The organism is Planotetraspora sp. GP83 (assembly GCF_041262585.1).
Lineage (GTDB): Bacteria > Actinomycetota > Actinomycetes > Streptosporangiales > Streptosporangiaceae > JAOEGB01.
Genome location: NZ_JBGCBZ010000003.1, coordinates 148,170 through 167,983, shown reverse-complemented (window position 1 = coordinate 167,983; position 19,814 = coordinate 148,170). Strand labels below are relative to the sequence as shown.

The 19,814-nt window shown below is 69.3% G+C and carries 18 protein-coding genes and 1 tRNA gene; 15 read left to right on the top strand and 4 right to left on the bottom strand.

Translation table 11 applies throughout. From position 1 onward, the window contains the following. Positions 1 to 23: 23 nt before the first annotated feature. The 6 genes from ABH927_RS05605 (at position 24) to ABH927_RS05580 (ending at position 9,233) form a co-directional block, all read left to right on the top strand. On the top strand, positions 24 to 1,508 hold the full coding sequence (locus tag ABH927_RS05605) for a glutamate synthase subunit beta (RefSeq protein WP_370018667.1): 1,485 nt from the start codon (positions 24 to 26) through the stop codon (positions 1,506 to 1,508). Positions 1,509 to 1,623: 115 nt separating this feature from the next. Further along, entirely contained in the window at positions 1,624 to 3,276 is a 1,653-nt protein-coding gene (locus ABH927_RS05600) for a S8 family serine peptidase (protein ID WP_370018665.1), read from the top strand. Between the two features lie 77 nt (positions 3,277 to 3,353). Further along, positions 3,354 to 3,761 carry a DUF2784 domain-containing protein gene (locus tag ABH927_RS05595; RefSeq protein WP_370018663.1) on the top strand — a complete coding sequence of 136 codons (408 nt, stop codon included), beginning with the start codon at positions 3,354 to 3,356 and terminating at the stop codon, positions 3,759 to 3,761. Between the two features lie 240 nt (positions 3,762 to 4,001). Next, a complete protein-coding gene (gene pyk, locus ABH927_RS05590) occupies positions 4,002 to 5,432 on the top strand; it encodes a pyruvate kinase (RefSeq protein ID WP_370018661.1) in 1,431 nt (476 codons plus the stop codon). A gap of 124 nt (positions 5,433 to 5,556) precedes the next feature. Beyond that, entirely contained in the window at positions 5,557 to 7,362 is a 1,806-nt protein-coding gene (locus ABH927_RS05585; protein WP_370018659.1) for an ABC transporter ATP-binding protein, read from the top strand. A 5-nt stretch (positions 7,363 to 7,367) separates the two neighbouring features. Continuing rightward, positions 7,368 to 9,233 carry an ABC transporter ATP-binding protein gene (locus ABH927_RS05580; protein ID WP_370018657.1) on the top strand — a complete coding sequence of 622 codons (1,866 nt, stop codon included), beginning with the start codon at positions 7,368 to 7,370 and terminating at the stop codon, positions 9,231 to 9,233. Positions 9,234 to 9,250: 17 nt separating this feature from the next. Here the strand turns inward: ABH927_RS05580 and ABH927_RS05575 are convergent, their stop codons facing one another. Continuing rightward, positions 9,251 to 10,243, bottom strand: a complete 993-nt coding sequence (locus ABH927_RS05575; RefSeq protein WP_370018655.1) for a hypothetical protein — start codon at positions 10,241 to 10,243, stop codon at positions 9,251 to 9,253. Between the two features lie 301 nt (positions 10,244 to 10,544). On the opposite strand from ABH927_RS05575, the gene ABH927_RS05570 reads away from it, so the two are divergent. From ABH927_RS05570 to ABH927_RS05560, 3 genes are all read left to right on the top strand, one after another. Beyond that, positions 10,545 to 10,868, top strand: coding sequence for a hypothetical protein (locus tag ABH927_RS05570; protein WP_370018653.1), 324 nt, complete (start codon positions 10,545 to 10,547; stop codon positions 10,866 to 10,868). A gap of 5 nt (positions 10,869 to 10,873) precedes the next feature. Further along, positions 10,874 to 11,056 carry a hypothetical protein gene (locus ABH927_RS05565; protein ID WP_370018652.1) on the top strand — a complete coding sequence of 61 codons (183 nt, stop codon included), beginning with the start codon at positions 10,874 to 10,876 and terminating at the stop codon, positions 11,054 to 11,056. A gap of 120 nt (positions 11,057 to 11,176) precedes the next feature. Continuing rightward, positions 11,177 to 11,857 carry a class I SAM-dependent methyltransferase gene (locus ABH927_RS05560; protein WP_370019048.1) on the top strand — a complete coding sequence of 227 codons (681 nt, stop codon included), beginning with the start codon at positions 11,177 to 11,179 and terminating at the stop codon, positions 11,855 to 11,857. 43 nt (positions 11,858 to 11,900) lie between these two features. Here the strand turns inward: ABH927_RS05560 and ABH927_RS05555 are convergent, their stop codons facing one another. Next, positions 11,901 to 12,671, bottom strand: a complete 771-nt coding sequence (locus tag ABH927_RS05555; protein ID WP_370018650.1) for a helix-turn-helix domain-containing protein — start codon at positions 12,669 to 12,671, stop codon at positions 11,901 to 11,903. 57 nt (positions 12,672 to 12,728) lie between these two features. Then, positions 12,729 to 12,803: transfer RNA gene (locus ABH927_RS05550), tRNA-Leu, on the bottom strand. Between the two features lie 119 nt (positions 12,804 to 12,922). On the opposite strand from ABH927_RS05550, the gene ABH927_RS05545 reads away from it, so the two are divergent. Both ABH927_RS05545 and ABH927_RS05540 read left to right on the top strand, forming a co-directional pair. Further along, a complete protein-coding gene (locus tag ABH927_RS05545) occupies positions 12,923 to 13,519 on the top strand; it encodes an ANTAR domain-containing response regulator (protein ID WP_370018648.1) in 597 nt (198 codons plus the stop codon). Between the two features lie 207 nt (positions 13,520 to 13,726). Next, positions 13,727 to 15,016, top strand: coding sequence for an ABC transporter substrate-binding protein (locus tag ABH927_RS05540; protein ID WP_370018646.1), 1,290 nt, complete (start codon positions 13,727 to 13,729; stop codon positions 15,014 to 15,016). Between the two features lie 76 nt (positions 15,017 to 15,092). On the opposite strand, the gene ABH927_RS05535 is transcribed toward ABH927_RS05540, so the two are convergent. After that, the gene (locus ABH927_RS05535; protein WP_370018644.1) at positions 15,093 to 15,545 is read right to left on the bottom strand and encodes a hypothetical protein; all 453 of its coding nucleotides are present in this window, start codon (positions 15,543 to 15,545) and stop codon (positions 15,093 to 15,095) included. A gap of 237 nt (positions 15,546 to 15,782) precedes the next feature. On the opposite strand from ABH927_RS05535, the gene ABH927_RS05530 reads away from it, so the two are divergent. From ABH927_RS05530 to ABH927_RS05515, 4 genes are read left to right on the top strand one after another with little or no spacing between them, the layout of a single operon-like run. After that, positions 15,783 to 17,063, top strand: a complete 1,281-nt coding sequence (locus tag ABH927_RS05530; protein ID WP_370019046.1) for an ABC transporter permease subunit — start codon at positions 15,783 to 15,785, stop codon at positions 17,061 to 17,063. Between the two features lie 10 nt (positions 17,064 to 17,073). Then, a complete protein-coding gene (locus ABH927_RS05525; RefSeq protein ID WP_370018642.1) occupies positions 17,074 to 18,060 on the top strand; it encodes a branched-chain amino acid ABC transporter permease in 987 nt (328 codons plus the stop codon). Beyond that, positions 18,050 to 18,979, top strand: coding sequence for an ABC transporter ATP-binding protein (locus ABH927_RS05520; protein WP_370018640.1), 930 nt, complete (start codon positions 18,050 to 18,052; stop codon positions 18,977 to 18,979). Before ABH927_RS05525 ends, ABH927_RS05520 begins: the two co-directional genes overlap by 11 nt. Then, positions 18,976 to 19,806 carry an ABC transporter ATP-binding protein gene (locus tag ABH927_RS05515; protein ID WP_370018638.1) on the top strand — a complete coding sequence of 277 codons (831 nt, stop codon included), beginning with the start codon at positions 18,976 to 18,978 and terminating at the stop codon, positions 19,804 to 19,806. The genes ABH927_RS05520 and ABH927_RS05515 overlap by 4 nt, the downstream gene beginning before the upstream one ends. Positions 19,807 to 19,814 lie beyond the last annotated feature (8 nt).

The following is a 19,814-nucleotide window of genomic DNA, read 5'->3' as shown; positions in this document are numbered from 1 at the left end:
ACACGGATAAGGGGGGAACACCGATGGCTGACCCGAAGGGGTTCATGACGTACGGCCGCGAGCTGCCGGCGCGCCGCCCGATCGACGTGCGAATCCGCGACTGGCGGGAGGTCTACGAGGACTTCCCCAAGCCCGCGCTGACCAAGCAGGCGGCCCGCTGCATGGACTGCGGCATCCCGTTCTGCCACAACGGCTGCCCGCTGGGGAACCTCATCCCCGAGTGGAACGACCTCGTCTACCGCGACGACTGGCGCGAGGCGATCGAGCGGCTGCACGCCACCAACAACTTCCCGGAGTTCACCGGCCGCCTGTGCCCGGCTCCGTGTGAGGCGGCGTGCGTCCTCGGCATCAACTCCGACCCGGTCGCGATCAAGCGGGTCGAGGTCGAGATCATCGACCGGGCCTTCGCCGAGGGCTGGGTCACCCCCCAGCCCCCGCTCGCGAAGACCGGCAGGCGCGTGGCCGTCGTGGGCTCCGGCCCCGCCGGTCTCGCCGCCGCCCAGCAGCTCACCCGGGCCGGGCACGACGTGGTCGTGTTCGAACGGGCCGACCGGATCGGCGGGCTGCTCCGCTACGGCATCCCCGAGTTCAAGATGGAGAAGCGGCACATCGACCGCCGTCTCGCCCAGATGGAGGCCGAGGGCACCGAGTTCCGCACGTCGGTCGACGTCGGCGCCGACGTGACCGCCGCCCAGCTCCGCGAGGAGTTCGACGCGATCGTGCTCGCGGGCGGCGCCACGGCCTGGCGTGACCTGCCGGTGCCCGGCCGCGGGCTCAAGGGCGTCCACCAGGCGATGGAGTATCTCCCGCTGGCCAACAAGGTCCAGCAGGGAGACCTCCCCGGCTCTCCGATCTCCGCCGAGGGCAAGCACGTCGTCGTGATCGGCGGCGGCGACACCGGGGCGGACTGCATCGGCACGGCCGTCCGCCAGGGGGCGCTGTCCGTCACCCAGCTGGAGATCATGCCGAAGCCGCCGGTCGGCCGTCCCGGCTCGCAGCCGTGGCCGACCTACCCGATGCTGTTCAAGATGGAGAGCGCGCACGAGGAGCTGGAGGCCGGCGGGGGCGACCGGGTCTACGCGGTCTCCACGGTCGAGTTCGCCGGCGACGCCGAGGGCAACGTCCGGGCGCTGCGCGTGGTCGACGTCGAGGGCCCGGAGGCGGGGTTCAAGCCGATCCCCGGCACCGAGCGGGAGATCCCGGCCGAGCTCGTCACGCTGGCGATGGGCTTCCTCGGCCCGGAGAAGGGCCCGCTGCTGAACGATCTCGCCGGGCTGGCGGACGACCCCCAGTCGTTCTTCGACCCGCGGGGCAACGTGGCCCGCGGCAAGGCGTACGAGACGGCCGTGGAGGGCGTCTTCGCGGCCGGCGACATGGGCCGCGGGCAGTCGCTCATCGTGTGGGCCATCGCGGAGGGCCGCTCGGCGGCGGCGGCCGTGGACCGGTACCTCACGGGCCAGACTGCCCTTCCGGTGCCCATCCCTCCGACGGCGCGGCCACTCGTTTGATACAGGGGCGATAGCCGTACAAAACGGGAAGTATCTCAGGCAGCCGGTTGCGTTCGTCTCCGGCTGCCTGAAGGATGCTGAGCCCGGACTGGGGCCCGGACTGGGGGAGGAATTCTTGAAAGCACGGGGGCGTCTCGCCGGAGCACTCGTCTCGCTCGCGCTGTTGGGGGCCGTCGGCGCCACCGCGGCCGGCACTCCGTCGCCGGCACCGGCCGGCCCGGCCGGGGTCTATCTGGTCTTCTACGCCGACGGCGACCGCGCGGTGGCGCTCAAGGCCGTCGCCGACGCCGGGGGCACGGTCGACGGGCGGGACGACAGGCTCGGCTACCTGATCGCGCGGACCGGGTCGCCCGAGCGGATCGGGGCCAGCCCCGCCGTGGTCGGCGTCACGCCCGACCGCCGCATCGGCGCCGTCGCCCGCGCGGGGGAGCGGCCCGCGTCCTCTTCTCCGTCCGCGTCCTCTTCTCCGTCCTCGTCCGGTTCACGGTCGGGGAGCGGCGCCTCCGGGGGCGACCCGCTGTCGGGCCGCCAGTGGGACATGGCGATGATCGGCGCCACCCCCACCGGGTCGTACGCCAAGGTCAGGGGCAGCCACAAGGTGCTGGTGGGCATCATCGACACCGGCGTCGACGGCGACCACCCCGACATCGCGCCCAACTTCAACCGGGCGCTCAGCCGCAACTTCGTCACCGACCAGCCCAAGGACTCCAACGGCAAGAAGTTCGACGGCGCCTGCGAGTACAAGAGCTGCAAGGACCCGGCCGACGTGGACGACGACGGGCACGGCACCCACGTCGCCAGCACCATCGGCTCACCGCTCAACGGCATCGGCGTCGCCGGGGTCGCCCCCGGCGTGTCCCTGGTCAACCTGCGCGCCGGCACCGACTCCGGCTACTTCTTCCTCAAGCCGACCATGGACGCCCTGACCTACGCCGGCGACGTGGGCATCGACGTGGTGAACATGAGCTTCTACGTCGACCCCTGGACCTTCAACTGCACCGCCAACCCGCAGGACACCCGGGCCCAGCAGCTCGAACAGCGGGGCATCATCACGGGCATGCGGCGGGCGCTCGACTACGCCCGCAAGCGCGGCGTCACGCTGATCACCGCCATCGGCAACAGCGGCACCGACCTGGGCAGGCCCGCGCGGGACACCGCCAGCCCCGACTACCCCCTTGGCGCGGAGCGGGACCGCAAGGTCGACAACTCCTGCGTCAACGTCCCGGCCGAGCTCGACGGCGTCATCTCGGTCTCCGCCGTCGGCCCGAGCGGGCGGAAGGCCGTCTACTCGGACTACGGCATCGAGCAGACCGACATCGCCGCGCCCGGCGGCGACATGTTCGACGGCGGCACGCCGCTCAAGGGCGCGCGCCGGGAGATCCTGGCCGCCGCGCCGTACCGCGCGCTGCGCGCCGGGGGCCTCGTCGACGCTCACGGAAAGCCGGACGACTCGGCGGTCGTGCGCGAGTGCCACGGCGGCAGGTGCGCCTACTACCAGTACCTCGAGGGCACCTCGATGGCCGCGCCCCACGTCACCGGGGTCGCCGCGCTCATCATCAGCCGGTACGGCAGGCCAGGCAAGGGCGGCCTGTACATGGACCCGGCCAAGGTCGAGAAGCTGCTCTACGCCTCCGCCGTCGAGAAGTCCTGTCCCTCGCCCCGGGCGGCGAAGTACGGCGCGGGCGAAACGCAGCTGTGCGAGGGCGGCAAGGCCAAGAACGGATTCTACGGCCACGGCATCGTCAACGCCTTCCGCGCCGTAGGTTAAGTAGCGGAGGCATCTGAGTACGCGGACGGATGCCGCCGGACGGGGCCGGATCTACCTTCGGTATCGGAGGGCAGATCATGATTTATCGCATTCTCGGGGAAGCCACCATGGTGGTGCACTTCCTGGTCATCGCGTACATCGGCCTGGGCGGCTTCCTCGCCTGGCCGCGGCCCCGGCTGTTCTGGCCGCACCTCGCCATCTCCGCCTGGGGCCTCGTCCAGATCGCCGGGCTGGCCGAGTGTCCCCTCACGGCGATCGAGAACTGGGCACGCGCCCATGCCGGGGAGCGGGGCCTCGCCCCCGGCGGCTTCATCGACACCTACATCCAGGGCGCCGTCTACCCCGCTGAGTACGCCGTGCTCGTGCGGTGGATCGTGGTCGGCGTCGTGCTCGTCTCCTGGGGCGGGGTGCTCTACCTTCAGGTCAGCCGCCGACGCCGCACGTCGTCTCCGCGTACGACAGGAAGGTCGCCCGCGTCCGCTTAGACGGCCAGATCTCCACGTGGTTCATACGGCGATGGAAACGCCCGCTGGCGGTCGCTCTATTGGGTACTCTGGGCTCGCGGGCGGCCACGCTGAGCAGCGCCGCCGTCGCGGCCCATGTCCGGGTACGTCCCATGGGGCGCAACGCTGGAACACGTGGGTGACCGCGTGAAGTCTGAACTTTTGGCGACAGCTCTGGGCGTCGTCTCAACCAAGTGGTCTGTACCAATTAGGGTGGGTCCTGTGAGTCGTCGAGCAAAGATCGTCTGTACCCTTGGCCCCGCCACCTCCTCGCCGGAGCGCCTCCGCGAGCTCATCGCCGCAGGCATGAACGTGGCCCGGTTCAACCTCTCCCACGGCAGCCACGAGCTCCACAAGGAGGTGCTGGATCGGGTCAGGGCCGCCGCCGACGAGCTGGGCCAGGCCGTCGGAGTCCTCGCCGACCTGCAGGGTCCCAAGATCCGCGTCGGCCGCTTCGCCTCAGGTCCCGTACGGCTCGGCTTCGGTGACGTCTTCACCGTCACCACCGAGGACGTGCCGGGAGACCGGGACATCGTCTCCACCACGTACGCGGGCCTCCCCGGTGACGTCAAGCCGGGCGACACCATCCTCGTCGACGACGGCCGCCTCAGCCTCGAGGTGACGGCCGTGGAGGGTCCCCGCGTCGTGACCCGCGTTGTCATCGGCGGGATGATCTCCGACAACAAGGGGCTGAACCTCCCCGGCGTCGCCGTCAGCGCCCCCGCGCTCACCGAGAAGGACGAGGAGGACCTGCGCTGGGCCCTCCGCACGGGCTTCGACATGATCGCCCTGTCGTTCGTCCGGTCGCCCGAGGACGCGGACATCGTCCGCGGGATCATGGAGGAGGAGGGCGTTCACCTGCCGCTCCTCGCCAAGATCGAGAAGCCGCAGGCCGTCGAGAGCCTCGAGGAGATCGTCGACGCGTTCGACGGCGTCATGGTGGCCCGGGGCGACCTCGGCGTCGAGCTGCCCCTGGAGCAGGTCCCGATCGTGCAGCGCCGCATCATCGAGCTGTGCCGCGAGAAGGCGCACCCCGTCATCGTGGCCACCCAGATGCTCGACTCGATGATGAGCGCCCCCCGCCCGACCCGCGCGGAGGCCTCCGACGTCGCCTACGCCGTCATGGACGGCGCCGACGCGGTCATGCTGTCCGGCGAGACCTCGGTCGGCAACTACCCGATCGAGTCGGTCTCCACGATGGCCCGCATCGCCATCGCCGCCGAGGGCACCGCGCTGCGCGCCACGCACACCCTGGAGCGCCTCCCCGAGACCACCGGCGGCGCCATCGCCCGCGCGGCGGCCGAGGTCGGCGCGATCGTGGGCGCCAAGGCGCTCGTGGCGTTCACCATGTCCGGCGAGACCGCCCGCCGCCTGGCCCGGTATCGCTCGCCGATCCCGTTGCTGGCCTTCACCTCCAACCCGCAGGTGCGCGGCCAGCTCGCGCTGACGTGGGGCGTCGAGACCTTCGAGGTGCCGTTCGTCCACCACACCGACGACATGGTGCGCCAGGTGGAGGCCTCGCTGCTGTCCCTCGGCCAGTTCGAGAAGGGCGACAAGATCGTCATCGTCGCCGGCTCCCCGCCCGGAAACCCCGGGTCCACCAACGCGCTCCGGGTGCACACGATCGGCTCCGCGGTGGCCCACGCCCGCTGACGGCGTGGGGCCCCCGGTGGCGGGCCAAAACCGGTTGATCGAAGCAACCTTTCTGGTGAAGCATGAACAGGTGCGAGTCGTCCGATCCTGTCCCATGCACCGGTGAGGAGAGCTGCGCCCGACCATGGCTTCAGACCCCGATCAAGATCCTTATGACGATCCCGATGCGAGGCCGGGCGCCCGGCGGCTCTCCTGGCGCTCGCTGTGGCGGCTGCGGTCCTACCTGCGGCCCTACGTCCGGGTTCTCATCGTCTCCTGGGTGGCCGCGTTCCTCGGCATCGCCGCGGGCACGGTCATCCCGCTCGTCGGCAAGGAGATCATCGACGGCCCGGTGAGGCACGGCGACCTTGGAGCGCTCCTGCCGCTCGGGCTGCTCGCGCTCGGTCTGGGGATCGCGGAGGCGGTCCTCACGTTCGTCCGGAGGTGGTCCCAGATCGGGGCTGTCCTCGGCCTGGAGACCGCCCTCCGCGACGACCTCTACCGCCAGCTCCAGCGCCTCCCGATGAGCTTCCACGGCGAGTGGCAGTCCGGCCAGCTCCTGTCCCGCGCGACGACCGACCTGTCGACCATCCGCCGCTTCCTCGGCTTCGGCGTGCTGTTCCTCGTCATGAACGTCATCCAGCTCACCGTCGTGATCATCGTGCTCCTGCGGATGTACTGGCCGCTCGGCCTGCTCGTCACCGCGTCGGCGGTGCCCATCGTGGCGATCTCGCTCCGGTTCGAGAAGCGGTACATCGGCATCTCCCGCCAGGTCCAGGACCAGCAGGGCGACCTCGCCACCCTCGTCGAGGAGTCGGCGGTGGGCATCCGCACCATCAAGGCGTTCGGCCGTCGGCGCCACCTCTACGAGAACTTCGACGACACCGCTCGCAAGATCCACAGGACGTCGCTCGCCAAGGTGCGCCTTGCCTCCCGCTTCTTCACGTTCCTCGAAGTTGTCCCCAACGTCACCCTCGCCATGGTGCTGCTGCTGGGCGCGCTCGCCGTCGCCCACGGCTCGCTGACGATCGGCACGCTGGTCGCCTTCACCACCCTCGTGCTCCAGCTCGTCTGGCCGGTCGCCTCGCTGGGCTACATCCTCGCCATGGGGCAGGAGGCGATGACCTCCGCCGACCGCGTGATCGAGGTGCTCGACACCGTCCCCGACATCACCGGCGGCACCGGCGTCATCGAGGAGCCGCGAGGACACCTCCGGTTCGAGGGCGTGGACTTCCGATTCCCCGGCGCCGAGCGGCCCGTGCTGCGCGACGTCTGGCTCGACGTGCGCCCGGGGGAGACGGTCGCCATCGTCGGCGCCACCGGGTCCGGCAAGACCACGCTGACCGCCCTCGTCCCCCGGCTCTGCGACGTCACCGGCGGCCGGGTCACCATCGACGGGCACGACGTGCGCGACCTGTCCCTGCCGGCGCTGCGCTCGGTCGTCGCCACCGCGTTCGAGGAGTCGACGCTGTTCTCGATGAGCGTCCGGGAGAACCTCACGCTCGGCCACCGCCACGCCACCGACGACGACATCCGCGAAGCCCTGGAGATCGCCCAGGCCACCTTCGCCTACGACCTGCCCTGGGGCCTCGACACCCGGATCGGCGAGCAGGGGATGTCCCTGTCCGGCGGCCAGCGGCAGCGCCTCGCCCTGGCCCGCGCCGTCCTCGGCAAACCAAGGATCCTGGTCCTCGACGACACCCTCTCCGCCCTCGACGTCGAGACCGAGGCCCTCGTCGAGGAGGCGCTGCGCCGGGTCCTCGCCGACGCGACCGGCCTCGTCGTCGCCCACCGGGCCTCCACCGTGCTGCTGGCCGACCGGGTCGCCCTCCTCCGCGAAGGCACCATCACCCACATCGGCCGGCATCCCGACCTGCTGTCCGAAGTCCCGGAGTACCGCGCTCTGCTCGCCCAGGACGCCGACCTCGACCCGGAGCAGGCGGTGCGATGACCGACATGACGGCTGACACGACCGCTGATACGACCTCCGGCGCGAAGGCTGACGAAGCGACCGACAGATGGCGCGGCGTGGCCGCCGAGGACAAGGAACACATCCCCGAGACCGTCTCCCTCCTGCTGCGGACCCGCTCGCGCCGGCTGCTCGGCGACCTGCTGCGGCCCCACCGGAAGGCGATCGGCGTGCTCACCGCGGTCATCGTGGTGTCCAACGCCGCCGGCCTCGCCCTGCCGTACCTCGTGAAGACCGGCATCGACAGCGGCATCCCGCCGATGACGGACGGCGGCGGAGCGGGGACGCTCCTCACGATCGTCGCGGCCATCGTCGCGGCCGCGCTGACCCAGGCGGTCACCCGGCAGGCGTTCCTCCAGCTCTCCGGCCGGATCGGGCAGGACATCCTGCTCGAACTGCGCCGCCGCGTGTTCAACCACTTCCAGAGGCTGTCCCTCTCCTTCCACGAGAAGTACACCTCCGGCCGGGTCATCGCCCGGCTCACCTCGGACGTCGAGGCCATCGCGGAGCTGCTCGACTCGGGCTTCGACGGGCTCGTCACGGCCGTGCTCACCCTCTTCGGCACGGCCGTCATGCTGCTCGTGCTCGACGTCCACCTCGGCCTGGTGGCCCTGCTGCCGCTGCCCGTCCTGCTGCTGTTCACCCGGTGGTTCCGCCGCCAGTCGAGCGACGCCTACCGCAGGACCCGCGAGACCGTCGCGCTCGTCATCGTGCACTTCGTCGAGTCCATGACCGGAATCCGCGCCGTGCAGGCCTTCCGCAGGGAGCCCCGCAACCAGGAGATCTTCGAGAAGCTCAACGCCGACTACCGCGACGCCAACACGCGCGGCTCCCGCCTCGTGGCGATCTTCATGCCCGGCATCAAGCTCATCGGCAACGTCACCGTGGCCGTCGTCCTGCTGTACGGCGGGTGGCTCGCCGTGCGCGGTACGGTGACGGTCGGGGTGCTGGCAGCCTTCCTGCTCTACCTCCGCCAGTTCTACGAGCCGATGCAGGAGATCAGCCAGTTCTACAACGCCCTCCAGTCGGCCGGGGCCGCCCTGGAGAAGCTCTCGGGCGTGCTGGAGGAGCAGCCGGACGTCGCGGAGCCCCGGCGCCCCGCGCCGCTCGCCCGCCCCCGCGGCGCGCTGCGGTTCGACGCCGTGGAGTTCGCCTACGCCGGCGGCCCGCCCGTCCTGCCCCGCCTCGACCTGGAGATCCCCGCGGGCCAGACCGTCGCCGTGGTCGGGACTACGGGGGCGGGCAAGACCACCCTCGCCAAGCTGATCTCGCGCTTCTACGACCCGGTGGCCGGCCGGGTCCTCCTCGACGGCGTCGACCTGCGCGACCTCGACGAGGCCACGCTGCGCCGCCACGTCGTCATGGTCACCCAGGAGAACTTCCTGTTCACCGGGACGATCGCCGACAACATCCGGTTCGGGCGCCCCGAGGCGTCCATGGCCACCGTCGTCGAGGCGGCCGAAGCCATCGGCGCGCACGAGTTCGTCGCCACACTGCCCGACGGCTACCAGACCCAGGTGGGCAAGCGCGGCGGCCGCATGTCGGCCGGACAGCGGCAGCTCGTGGCCTTCGCCCGGGCCTTCCTCGCCGACCCCGCCGTGCTGATCCTCGACGAGGCCACCTCCAGCCTCGACGTGCCGAGCGAGCGGCTCGTCCAGCGGGCCCTCCGCACGATCCTCGCCGACCGCACCGCGATCATCATCGCCCACCGCCTGTCCACCGTGGAGATCGCCGAGCGGGTGCTCGTCATGGAGGGCGGCCGCGTCGTCGAGGACGGCCCGCCCGAGCACCTCATCGCCCGATCCGGCCGGTTCGCCCGCCTCCACCAGGCCTGGCTCGACAGCCTCGCCTGACCTTCGATCTCGTACGGCTACGCCGGAGGCGGATGCCACATCAGGTCGACCTGCACCGCCCAGTCGCCGTTCCAGGACGCGTTGCTGAGCCGTTCGGAGATGGCGTTGAACTCCGCGGCGGCGTGCGGATGATGATGGTTGGCCGCGCGGCTGAACCACGTGGCGGCAGACCACTGGTCGCCCTTCCGGGCGTGGAGCTGGCCGAGCTCGTACGCGGCGTCGGCATGGCCGTGCGAGGCGGCCATCCGGAAGAAGAGCATCGCGATGCTCGTCTTGTCGGCCACGGCCGTGACGTACTCGCGGCCGTATCGGTAGGACAGCTCGGCGGCCATGTCCCGGGCGTCCGGATGGCGGTCGAGCGCCATCGCGTCACGATCCCCCTCGACCTGGGCGCGGCGCAACCACTCACGTGACTCGCTCGGCCACCCCTGCAGCAGCGTGAGAACCGCCAGCCGCATGCAGGCGTGCGCGTCCCCCGCCTCGGCCTGCCGTACCAGCCGCGTGCCGGTCCGGTTGAAGGCCTCCCTATAACGCCGCATCTGTGCGGAGATCGGTGGCGGTGACGGATCGGCCTTCGGGACAGCCACGTCGGAGCTCCGCGCCGGCGCGGGCGCCTCGTCCTGCCCGCCGGAAGGCGGCGTGGTCGGGGTGGTCGGCGTGGTCGGCGCGACCGGTGTGGCGGCCGGTTGTGAGGTGCGGGCCGCCCGCCATCGGGCGAGCCAGTCCTGGATGGTGCCCAGAGGGACGAGGTCCAGGCCGGTCTCGGCCGCCGCGGCCTGGCAGGCGGCGACGAAGGAGGCGATCCACGGCCAGTCGGGCAGCCGCGACCGCTTGCCGGTCAGGATGTCGTGGGTGGTGCTCTCCGCCAGCACCCGTCGACGGGAGCCGTCGGCGCCCGTCCGCTCCGACAGCTTGCGCAGCTCGGACAGCGTGGGACAGCCGGCCAGCTCCCGCAATTCGTTGAGCTCGTCCACGAAGGCGCTGCACGCAACGCCATGGTGTTCAGTCATCGGCCCAGTCGCTGTGAGGAATAGATGATCTACACGATGTAGCGGGGCCATGTTCCCACCAAAAGAGCGGCAAGCCGGGGCGAATTCCCGGATCCGGTGTCATCCGGGGCGACGGCCCCGGACCGCCGCCGTTACGACTCGGCCGGCTCGGGAGACGGCCGGATGGGACCGGACGAATCCGGATAGGGCCGGATTAGCCCGGATGGGCCGGGCGCGAGCCGGAGCTCCCAGCCGTCCATCCAGCCTCATCAGTCCCACGTACGGCCATCTGCTCCGCCGTCGTCCGGAGATGTTTGGAGTGGTGGCAGCCGGTGACGCGGAGCCCACATCGTTGATCCCGCACACCGACGTCCCAAGGAAGGCCGGCCCGATGCTGTGCTTCGCTCCCACGCCGCGAACCCTCCCGATGGCCCACGGCCATCCGCCGAGCATCCTCGCCGCGTGCTGGATGCCCAGCGACGACGAACTCCTCGCGTTGCTGCTGACGACCTGGGCGCTGAGCACGGGGCGCATCCCGCCCGCGCGCTCGCTCGACCAGCTCACCGACGACGAGCTCATCGACTTCTGGGCCGACGAGCAGACCGCCACCGGCAGCGGCCGCCCGTCAGGGTCCTGGGGACGGTGACGGCGATGTTCTCCCTGCCCGCGCTCCTCATCCTCACCGTCACCGCGCTGGTCGCGACCATCGCCTGCGCCCTGGTCCTGGCGGCGGGCGCCCCCTGGCCCACCGCGCTGCTCAGCGGCGGCGCCGCGGGCGGCGCGGCCCTCGGCCTGCTTCCCCACCTGCTCGACGACCGCCGCGACCCCGACTGACCGCCGTGACCCCGACTGACCACCGTGACCCCGACTGACCACCGTGACCCGACTGAACGCCGGACCCCGGCTGATCGGCGTCGTGCCGCAACGGGCGGCTCGTAGGCTGGGGCGGTGCGGATGCCCCCGAGCAGCGGCAGCGGGCCCGGGCCGATCGCGCCCGACGGCTGTGCCGTGGAGTTCTACGTGCTGCTGCCTCCCGGAGAGGACCCCGCGATCATCCAGGCCGCCGCCGGCGACGGGCGGACGATCCTCGACCTGGGCTCCGGCCCGGGACGGATCGCTCATGCCCTTGCCGCGCTCGGGTTCTCCGTGGTCGCGGTCGACGAGTCCCCGGACATGCTGGCCCGTGTCGTCGGCGTCGAGACCGTCTGCGCCCGAATTCAGGATCTACGTCTGGACCGGCGGTTCGACACCGTTCTCCTGGCCTCGTATCTCGTCAACACCCCCGACGACCATGAACGGCGGCGGCTGCTGGACACCTGCCGCCATCACCTCGCCGAGGACGGTGGCGCGCTGATCCAGTGGCAGCCCGCCGAGATTCAGGACGCCTGGGTACGAGGACAGGGCGGCACCAAGGACGGTATGACCTTCACCATGACCGAGCTCAGCCGGCCGGCGCCCGACCTGGTGTCCGCCACCATGCGCTACGAGGTGGGCCCCCGGACCTGGACCCATTCCTTCACCACGCGGAGACTGACACAGGACGCGTTGAAGGCGGAGTTGCGGGCCGCCGGTCTGGTCGTCGACGTCTACCTGACCCCCGACCGAACCTGGCTCCGCGCCGTTCCGGCTGCTTAGCCGTACGGGGTCAGTGTTGGGGCTGAGTGCTTGAGCATGGGACTCAGTACTTGGGGCCGACGAACAGGTCGAGCCTCGCCACGGCTTCGCGCTTGGCGACCGATATCTCGTTGTGCTTGTTGTGCCGCCACTCGACTCCGAGGCGGTCGAGCGCCTCGCCGCACAGCCGGAGGATGTCCTTCGACTCGTTCTTGAAGAGGTAGCGGGGATACTCGTACCACTTGTCCTGCCCGGCGACCGTATGGCGCACGCGGTTCATGCCCCGGTAGCCATCCGAGTGGATCAGCCCCCGGACGAACTGCCCCGTGTGCGCCTCGACGATCTCCTGCTGCCACTCAGCCAGGACGATCTCGCGGTCGTGCTTCTTACCGGGCGCGTGTTGCGGGAAGAGATGCGGCCAGTGCTTGGAGAAGGAGTTCACCTCGGTGCACCCTTCTTTCTGGAGGGTGCGGACCTTGTTCATCGGGCGGATAGAAAGCATCGCCCGAATGCATTCGTCCCGAAGGCCAGGCCACGCGTCCGCGCACATGATCCGGAGGGACCACACATCCTTCGCCGGATCGCCGATGACGCTGATGCAGCCGTCCCCAAGGTAGAGGCCGAGGAGGTAGGCGTACATCTCCGGCGGCCTGGGAGGGACGGGGACCTCTTCGCAGCGGGGGCAGGTGACGATCATTGGGGAGACGCGGCCGGGATTGTCGCGCCACTCCTTGATCGCGGCCCGTGAGACGTCGAGACGGCGGCTCACATCACTGATGGTGAGACCGGACGACAGAAGCTGAAGGGCGCGGCGGCGGATTGCTGAGTCGTACACGACCCCGATGATGGCAGTCGCCACTGACAGTTTCGATGCCGCTACAAGCGGTGTAAGTGCCCCGGGTGGGACTCGAACCCACACTGTACGGGTTTTGAATCCGCTCCCTCATGCCAATTGGGGTACCGGGGCTTCAATCCGGACTTATATGAATATGTCCGAACCCGTCGCTTAGAGCTTAGCGGACATGTGATCGGCCGCAGGGCCCCTGGCGTGGTCCTAATGTAGCGGACGTCGGTAACCTCTTGTGCGTGAGTACGCAGCGACGAGTGGTGATCGCGGAAGATGAGGCACTGATCCGCCTCGACCTCAAGGAGATGCTCGAAGAGGACGGCTACGCCGTGGTCGGAGAGGCCGGCGACGGGGAGAGCGCGGTCAAACTGGCCATGGAGCTCCGGCCTGATCTGGTGATTCTCGATGTCAAGATGCCGGTTCTCGACGGGATCTCGGCGGCGGAGCGGATCGTGTCGGAGCGGATCGCGCCGTGCCTCATCCTGACCGCGTTCTCGCAGCGCGACCTCGTCGAGCGGGCCCGGGACGCGGGGGCGATGGCCTACCTGGTCAAGCCGTTCACCAAGGGTGACCTGGTCCCGGCGATCGAGATGGCGGTCAGCCGCCACGAGGAGATCGCGGCGCTGGAGAAGGAGGTCACCACCCTCTCCGACCGGCTGGAGACCAGGAAGCTGGTGGAGCGGGCGAAGGGCCTCCTCATGGCCCAGCACGGCTGGACCGAGCCGCAGGCGTTCCGGTGGATCCAGAAGGCGTCCATGGACCGGCGTTTGAGCATGCGCCAGGTGGCGCAGATCGTCGTGAACGAGGGCGCGGGATCGTCCGAGCCGTCGGCCTGAGGCCCCCGGCGGCGGGTGAACAGGCGGCGCTCCTGGTCAGACGGGTCGCGCCGCTAAGTTGAGGAGTTATTACGACTCCGCATCCAAGTGTGGACAGTTCTGACGCTTTCCTGGTCAGGGGCACCTTGAGGTATGTACCTTTCCAGCATTCGATCGGGACAGGTCGGCAGCGCTGACGTTTCCCGGCCTGGGTGAAGGAGATACTTCATGATCCGCATTGCCCCCATTGGGCGCGCGCTGGCCGTCGCCGCGGCTGCCGGCCTCGCCTTGACGGCCTGTGGAGGTGGCACGGAGAGCGCCGCGCCGGCGTCCTCGGCGCCCGCCGCCTCCGCTTCCTCCGCGCCCGCCGGTGCGAAGGGCGACGGCGTTCTCACGATTGGTGCCCTGCTCCCGCAGACCGGTGACCTCGCCTTCCTCGGCCCGCCGGAGTTCGCCGGGGTCAAGCTGGCGGTTCAGGAGATCAACGCCGCCGGTGGCGTCCTCGGCAAGCCGGTCGTCGAGATCGACACCGACTCGGGAGACACCAAGACCGACATCGCGTCGCAGTCCGTCGACAAGCTGCTGCAGCAGAAGTCGGACGTCATCGTGGGCGCGGCGTCCTCTGGCGTCTCCAAGACGGTCATCGACAAGATCACGAGTGCCGGTGTGGTGCAGTTCTCTCCCGCCAACACCTCGCCGGAGTTCACGACCTTCAACGACAAGGGCCTGTACTTCCGCACGGCTCCGTCGGACGTCCTCCAGGGTCGTGTGCTCGGTGACCTGATCGTTCAGGACGGCAGCGACACCGTCGCGATCCTGAACCGCCAGGACTCGTACGGCAACGGCCTGGCGGCCGAGGTGGAGAAGTCGGTCAGCGGCGGCGGCGCGGAGGTCGTCGTGAAGACGGCCTACGACCCGGCGGCCGCGGACTTCTCGGCCGACGTGGCCAAGATCAAGGCGAAGAACCCGAAGGCCATCGCGCTCATCGCCTTCAACGAGACCACGAAGATCATCCCTGAGCTCAAGAAGCAGGGGCTCGGCCCGGACAAGGTCAAGATCTACTTCGTGGACGGCAACCTCGCCGACTACGCGAAGGACTTCCCCAAGGGCACCCTGACCGGTGTCAAGGGAACCCTGCCCGGCGCCGCGTCGTCGGCGGACTTCAAGCAGAAGCTGCTCGGCGTCGACCCGTCACTGAAGGACTTCAGCTACGGCCCCGAGTCCTATGACGCCACGACCCTCACCGCGCTGGCAGCCGAGGCGGCCAAGGACGACTCCGGCACGGCGATCGCGTCCAAGCTCATCGACGTCAGCAAGGGCGGCGAGAAGTGCAAGGACTTCAAGTCCTGCCTCGATCTGCTGAAGGCCGGCAAGGACATCGACTACGACGGGGTCAGCGGCCCGGTCGAGTTCAGCGACGCCGGTGACCCGTCCGAGGCCACCATCGGCATCTACCAGTACGGCGACGACAACAAGTACAAGAACGTCACGTACCTGGCGGGCAAGGTCTCCGGCTGACCCTCCCCCGGATCACGGACACGAGGGCCTCGGCCGTTTGGCCGGGGCCCTCGGGCTGTTCAGGCATTCGGGCTGTTCAGGCCTTCGCGCAGCCCTTCTTCACCGAGTCCGCCGCGGCCCGATACTCCTTCAGGAGGCGGACCTGGTCCTCGGGCCGGGTGGCGGCGGGCACGAGCCCGTGTGTCGTCTCTCGTAACCGGGCCTCGTATTCGAGCAGTTGCCCGGGGAGGCGGGGGCCGTACTCGAGGACGACGCCCTCGACGTACGCGATCCTGCCGCGTACCCCCTCGTCGAATTCCTGGCGGTCCTCCTCGCCTGGTGGCCGCAGGAGGGCGTCCGCGAATCCGATGGCGGAGACGATGCGGGCGCAGGGGTCGTCGCCGGGATCCGCGCCGACGACGTACCGTGCGGCCGGAGACGCGGATTTCGCGACCGGCGGTGGGACGGAGGAGCCGCACGCGGCCAGTGCCAGGAGCGTGAATCCGGCCGGGAGGAGTCTGGCGGCGGTTCTGATCGTCGTTCGTCCCATGGCGTCAACTCTCTGCGACCACGCGGAAATTGAAGGTCCCTAGTCTAGAATCCGGCGACCAGGAAGTTTGCTCACGCAGGTGACACGCCCTGGTCACCAATTGGTGACGAACGGTCCGAATCCGGGCGTCGCGCATTATGCTCCGGCCACAGCGTTCGCAGGGTCGTTGACGCTGCTCGCACGAGTCGGGGCACAACCCCAGATGATCTATTAGAGGGAGCACCATTGCGCAGTGCCGTGATCGCGTTCACGGCCTTCCTGGGTGGACTCGTCTTCTTGCTCTGCGCCCCCACAGCATGGGCGGAGGGCGAGGGCCTGAGGGGAACACTCCAAAATCAAGGCCAGCCGGTGAACGGCGTGAAGATCAGTGTGGTCACCGAATCCAACGCTCCCGTGGGGGAGGCGACGACGGACGCCACCGGCAAGTGGGAGATTCCCGTGCCGAAGGCCGGGACGTACAAGGTCACCCTCGATCAGAAGACGCTCCCTCCGAAGGTCGCGCTCAAGTTCAAGGAGCGAGGCTCGCTGACCCTCCAGGTGTTCGAGGGCAACATGCGCAACGTGCTGTTCCCCCTGGTGCCCGCGGGTACGGCGAACCAGCCGGCGGGGCAGGGCGACACCTCCGGCGACGGCAGCACCTTCTGGGACGAGCTCGCGCAGCTCGCGTTCGAGGGGCTCAGCCTCGGTCTCATCATCGCGCTCGGCGCGATGGGCATCTCGCTGATCTTCGGTACGACCGGTCTCACCAATTTCGCCCACGGTGAGCTGCTCACCATTGGCGCTTTCATCGCCTACGTCTTCAACACCCTCGGACTGCACCTTCTCGTGGCGACGCCGTTGGCCGTCATCGTGGCCGCCGCCATCGGATACGGGCAGGAACGATTCTTCTGGGGACCGCTTCGCAGGCGCAAGACCGGGCTGGTGTCCATGATGATCATCTCCATCGGCCTGGCGATGTTCCTGCGCTATCTCCTCCTGTTCCTCTTCGGCGGGGAGAACGTTCCGTACCGGCAATATGTCGCGCAGGACGGAATCCAGATCGGGCCGATCTCGACGACCCCCAAGAGCCTGGTCGCCATGGCCATCGAAATCGCGGTTCTGGTCATCGTCGGTCTGGCGTTGCTTTTCACGCGGCTCGGCAAGGCGACCCGCGCGGTGGCGGACAATCCCTCCCTGGCCGCCTCTTCCGGCATCAACGTGGACCGGGTCATCCGCATCGTGTGGGCCGTCGGCACGGCGGTCGCGGCGCTCGCTGGCATCATGCTCGGCACCACGCAGATCCTCAACTACCAGATGGGTCAGCAGGTGCTGCTCCTGATGTTCGCCGGGGTGACGCTCGGCGGGCTCGGGACGGCGTTCGGCGCGCTGGTGGGCTCGCTCGTGGTCGGAATGTTCGTTCAGGTCTCGACTCTGTGGATCCCGCCGGAGTTGAAGACGGTCGGCGCCCTCGCCGTGCTCATCGTCGTCCTTCTCGTCCGGCCGCAGGGCATTCTCGGCCGCCGCGAGCGGATCGGCTAGGGAGGAAACCATGGACTGGAATCTCATCTTCACCCGGGCGGTTGAGGCCGGGATCGGCACCGAGGCCGTCATCTACGCCCTCGCCGCGATCGGGCTGAACGTCCACTTCGGCTACACGGGACTGCTCAACTTCGGGCAGGCGGGCTTCCTCGCGGTCGGCGCGTACGGCCTGGCGACGACCATCGCCACCTTCGGCCTCCCCTTCTGGCTCGGCGTGGCGGTCGGGCTGGTCGGCGCGGTCGTCTTCGCCCTGCTCCTCGGCATCCCCACCCTGCGTCTGAGGGCCGACTATCTCGCGATCGTCACCATCGCGGCGGCGGAGATCGTCCGGCTGGTCGTGAGGTCCGTCGCGCTGGAGAAGACCTTCGGCGGCACCGACGGCCTGGAGGCGTTCTCCGACGGCTTCTACGCCTTGAACCCGTACTCTCCCCGTGAGTACGGCATCGGGCCCATCGGCTTCGACCACCGCACGATGTGGGTGCTCACGGTCGGGTGGGTGCTCGTGGCGGTGTCCTGCGCGGTCGTCTACCTCGCCATGCAGAGCCCGTGGGGCCGCGTCCTCAAGGCGATCCGCGAGGACGAGGACGCCGTGCGGAGCCTGGGCAAGAACGTCTTCTCCTACAAGATGCAGGCGCTCGTGTTCGGCGGCGTGGTCGGAGCCCTGGCCGGGTTCATCTTCGCGCTGAGCCGGGCGGCCACCCAGCCGGACCTCTTCAGCACGGAGCTGACGTTCTTCGCCTACACCGTGCTCATTCTGGGCGGCGCCGCGAGAGTGCTGGGGCCGGTGGTGGGAGCCGCGATCTTCTGGTTGCTGCTCATCCTGGTGAAGACCGGCATGGAGGAAGCGGTCAACAACCACGTGATCACGTTCATCAGCGTGAACCAGGTGGGCCCGATCAACTTCATGCTCGTCGGCCTCGGCCTGATGCTCCTGCTCATCTTCCGGCCCCAGGGCATCTTCGGTGACAAGAGGGAGATCGCGCTCGATGCACGCTGACACCACCAGCTCGAAGAAGGCCGAGGCACTGGCCGCCTTCGCGGATCTCGAGACCGAGCCGGGGGTCGCCAAGCCCGATCCGATCCTCGTCGTCGACAAGGTGGTCCGCCGCTTCGGCGGCCTCACCGCGGTCGACGTGGACCACATGGAGGTCCAGCGCGGGTCCATCACCGCCCTCATCGGGCCCAACGGGGCGGGCAAGACCACGTTCTTCAACCAGCTCACGGGCTTCGACACCGCCGACGCCGGGGACTGGACCTTCAACGGCAAGTCGCTGAAGGGCGTCCCCGCCCACCGGGTGGCGAGGCACGGCATGGTCCGGACCTTCCAGCTCACCAAGGCACTCTCGAAGCTGACCGTCATGGAGAACATGCGGCTCGGCGCGCAGAACCAGCGCGGCGAGAACTTCTTCCGCGCGCTGATCCCCGGCAGCTGGCGGGGCCAGGAGGACGAGATCACCGAACGGGCGGAGGAGCTCCTCGAGCGCTTCAAGCTCGCCGCCAAGCGCGACGACTTCGCCGGCTCTCTCTCGGGCGGCCAGCGCAAGCTCCTGGAGATGGCCCGCGCCCTCATGGTCAAGCCCGAGCTGGTCATGCTCGACGAGCCGATGGCCGGGGTGAACCCCGCCCTCACTCAGTCGCTCCTGGGGCACGTCAAGGCCCTCCGCGAGGAGGGGATGACGGTGCTGTTCGTCGAGCACGACATGGACATGGTCCGCGACATCAGCGACTGGGTGATCGTCATGGCCCAGGGCGCCGTCATCGCGGAGGGCCCTCCTGACACGATCATGTCGGACCACCGGGTCATCGACGCGTACCTCGGCGCCCACCACGACGCGCCGATGTCGGTCGAGGAGGCCGAGGAGCAGCTGCATGAGGCCGAGGCCGAGCTCGAAGCCGAGATCGAGGAGAAGGCATGAGTGAGCCGAACGGCGAGGCCCCTGTAGAGAACGAAGCTGTGGAGACCGAGGGTGCGGAGTCCGCGGCCGCCGTCGTGGACCGCGCCGACCACCTCGCCGGGGCCGAGAACGCCGTCCTGCGGGCCGACGAGCTGTACGCCGGGTACGTCCCCGGGGTCAACATCCTCAACGGCGCCGACCTGTACGTGAAGCAGGGGGAGCTGATCGGCATCATCGGCCCGAACGGCGCCGGCAAGTCGACCCTGCTCAAGTCGCTGTTCGGGCTGGTCAACGTGCGCAGCGGCACGGTGACCCTGAACGGCGAGGACATCACCAACCTGAAGGCGCACGCGCTCGTCGCCCGGGGGGTCGGATACGTCCCGCAGACCAACAACGTCTTCCCCAGCCTCACCATCGAGGAGAACCTCGAGATGGGCGCGTTCCAGGTGCCCAAGAAGTTCAAGGAGCGGTTCGAGTTCGTCTGTGAGATCTTCCCCGCCCTCAAGGAGCGCCGCAGGCAGCGGGCCGGGTCCTTGTCGGGCGGCGAGCGGCAGATGGTCGCGATGGGCCGGGCTCTGATGACCGAGCCGTCGGTCCTGCTCCTCGACGAGCCCTCGGCCGGCCTGTCGCCCAAGCTGCAGGACCTGGTCTTCATCCAGGCCCAGCAGATCAACAGGGCCGGCGTGACGGTGATCATGGTGGAGCAGAACGCGCGGCGCTGCCTCCAGATCTGTCATCGGGGCTATGTGCTCGACCAGGGCCGCAACGCGTACATGGCGAGCGGCCGGGATCTCATCAACGACCCCAAGGTCATCGAGCTCTACCTGGGAACGCTGGCGCGGGTGTAGGCCGAGGA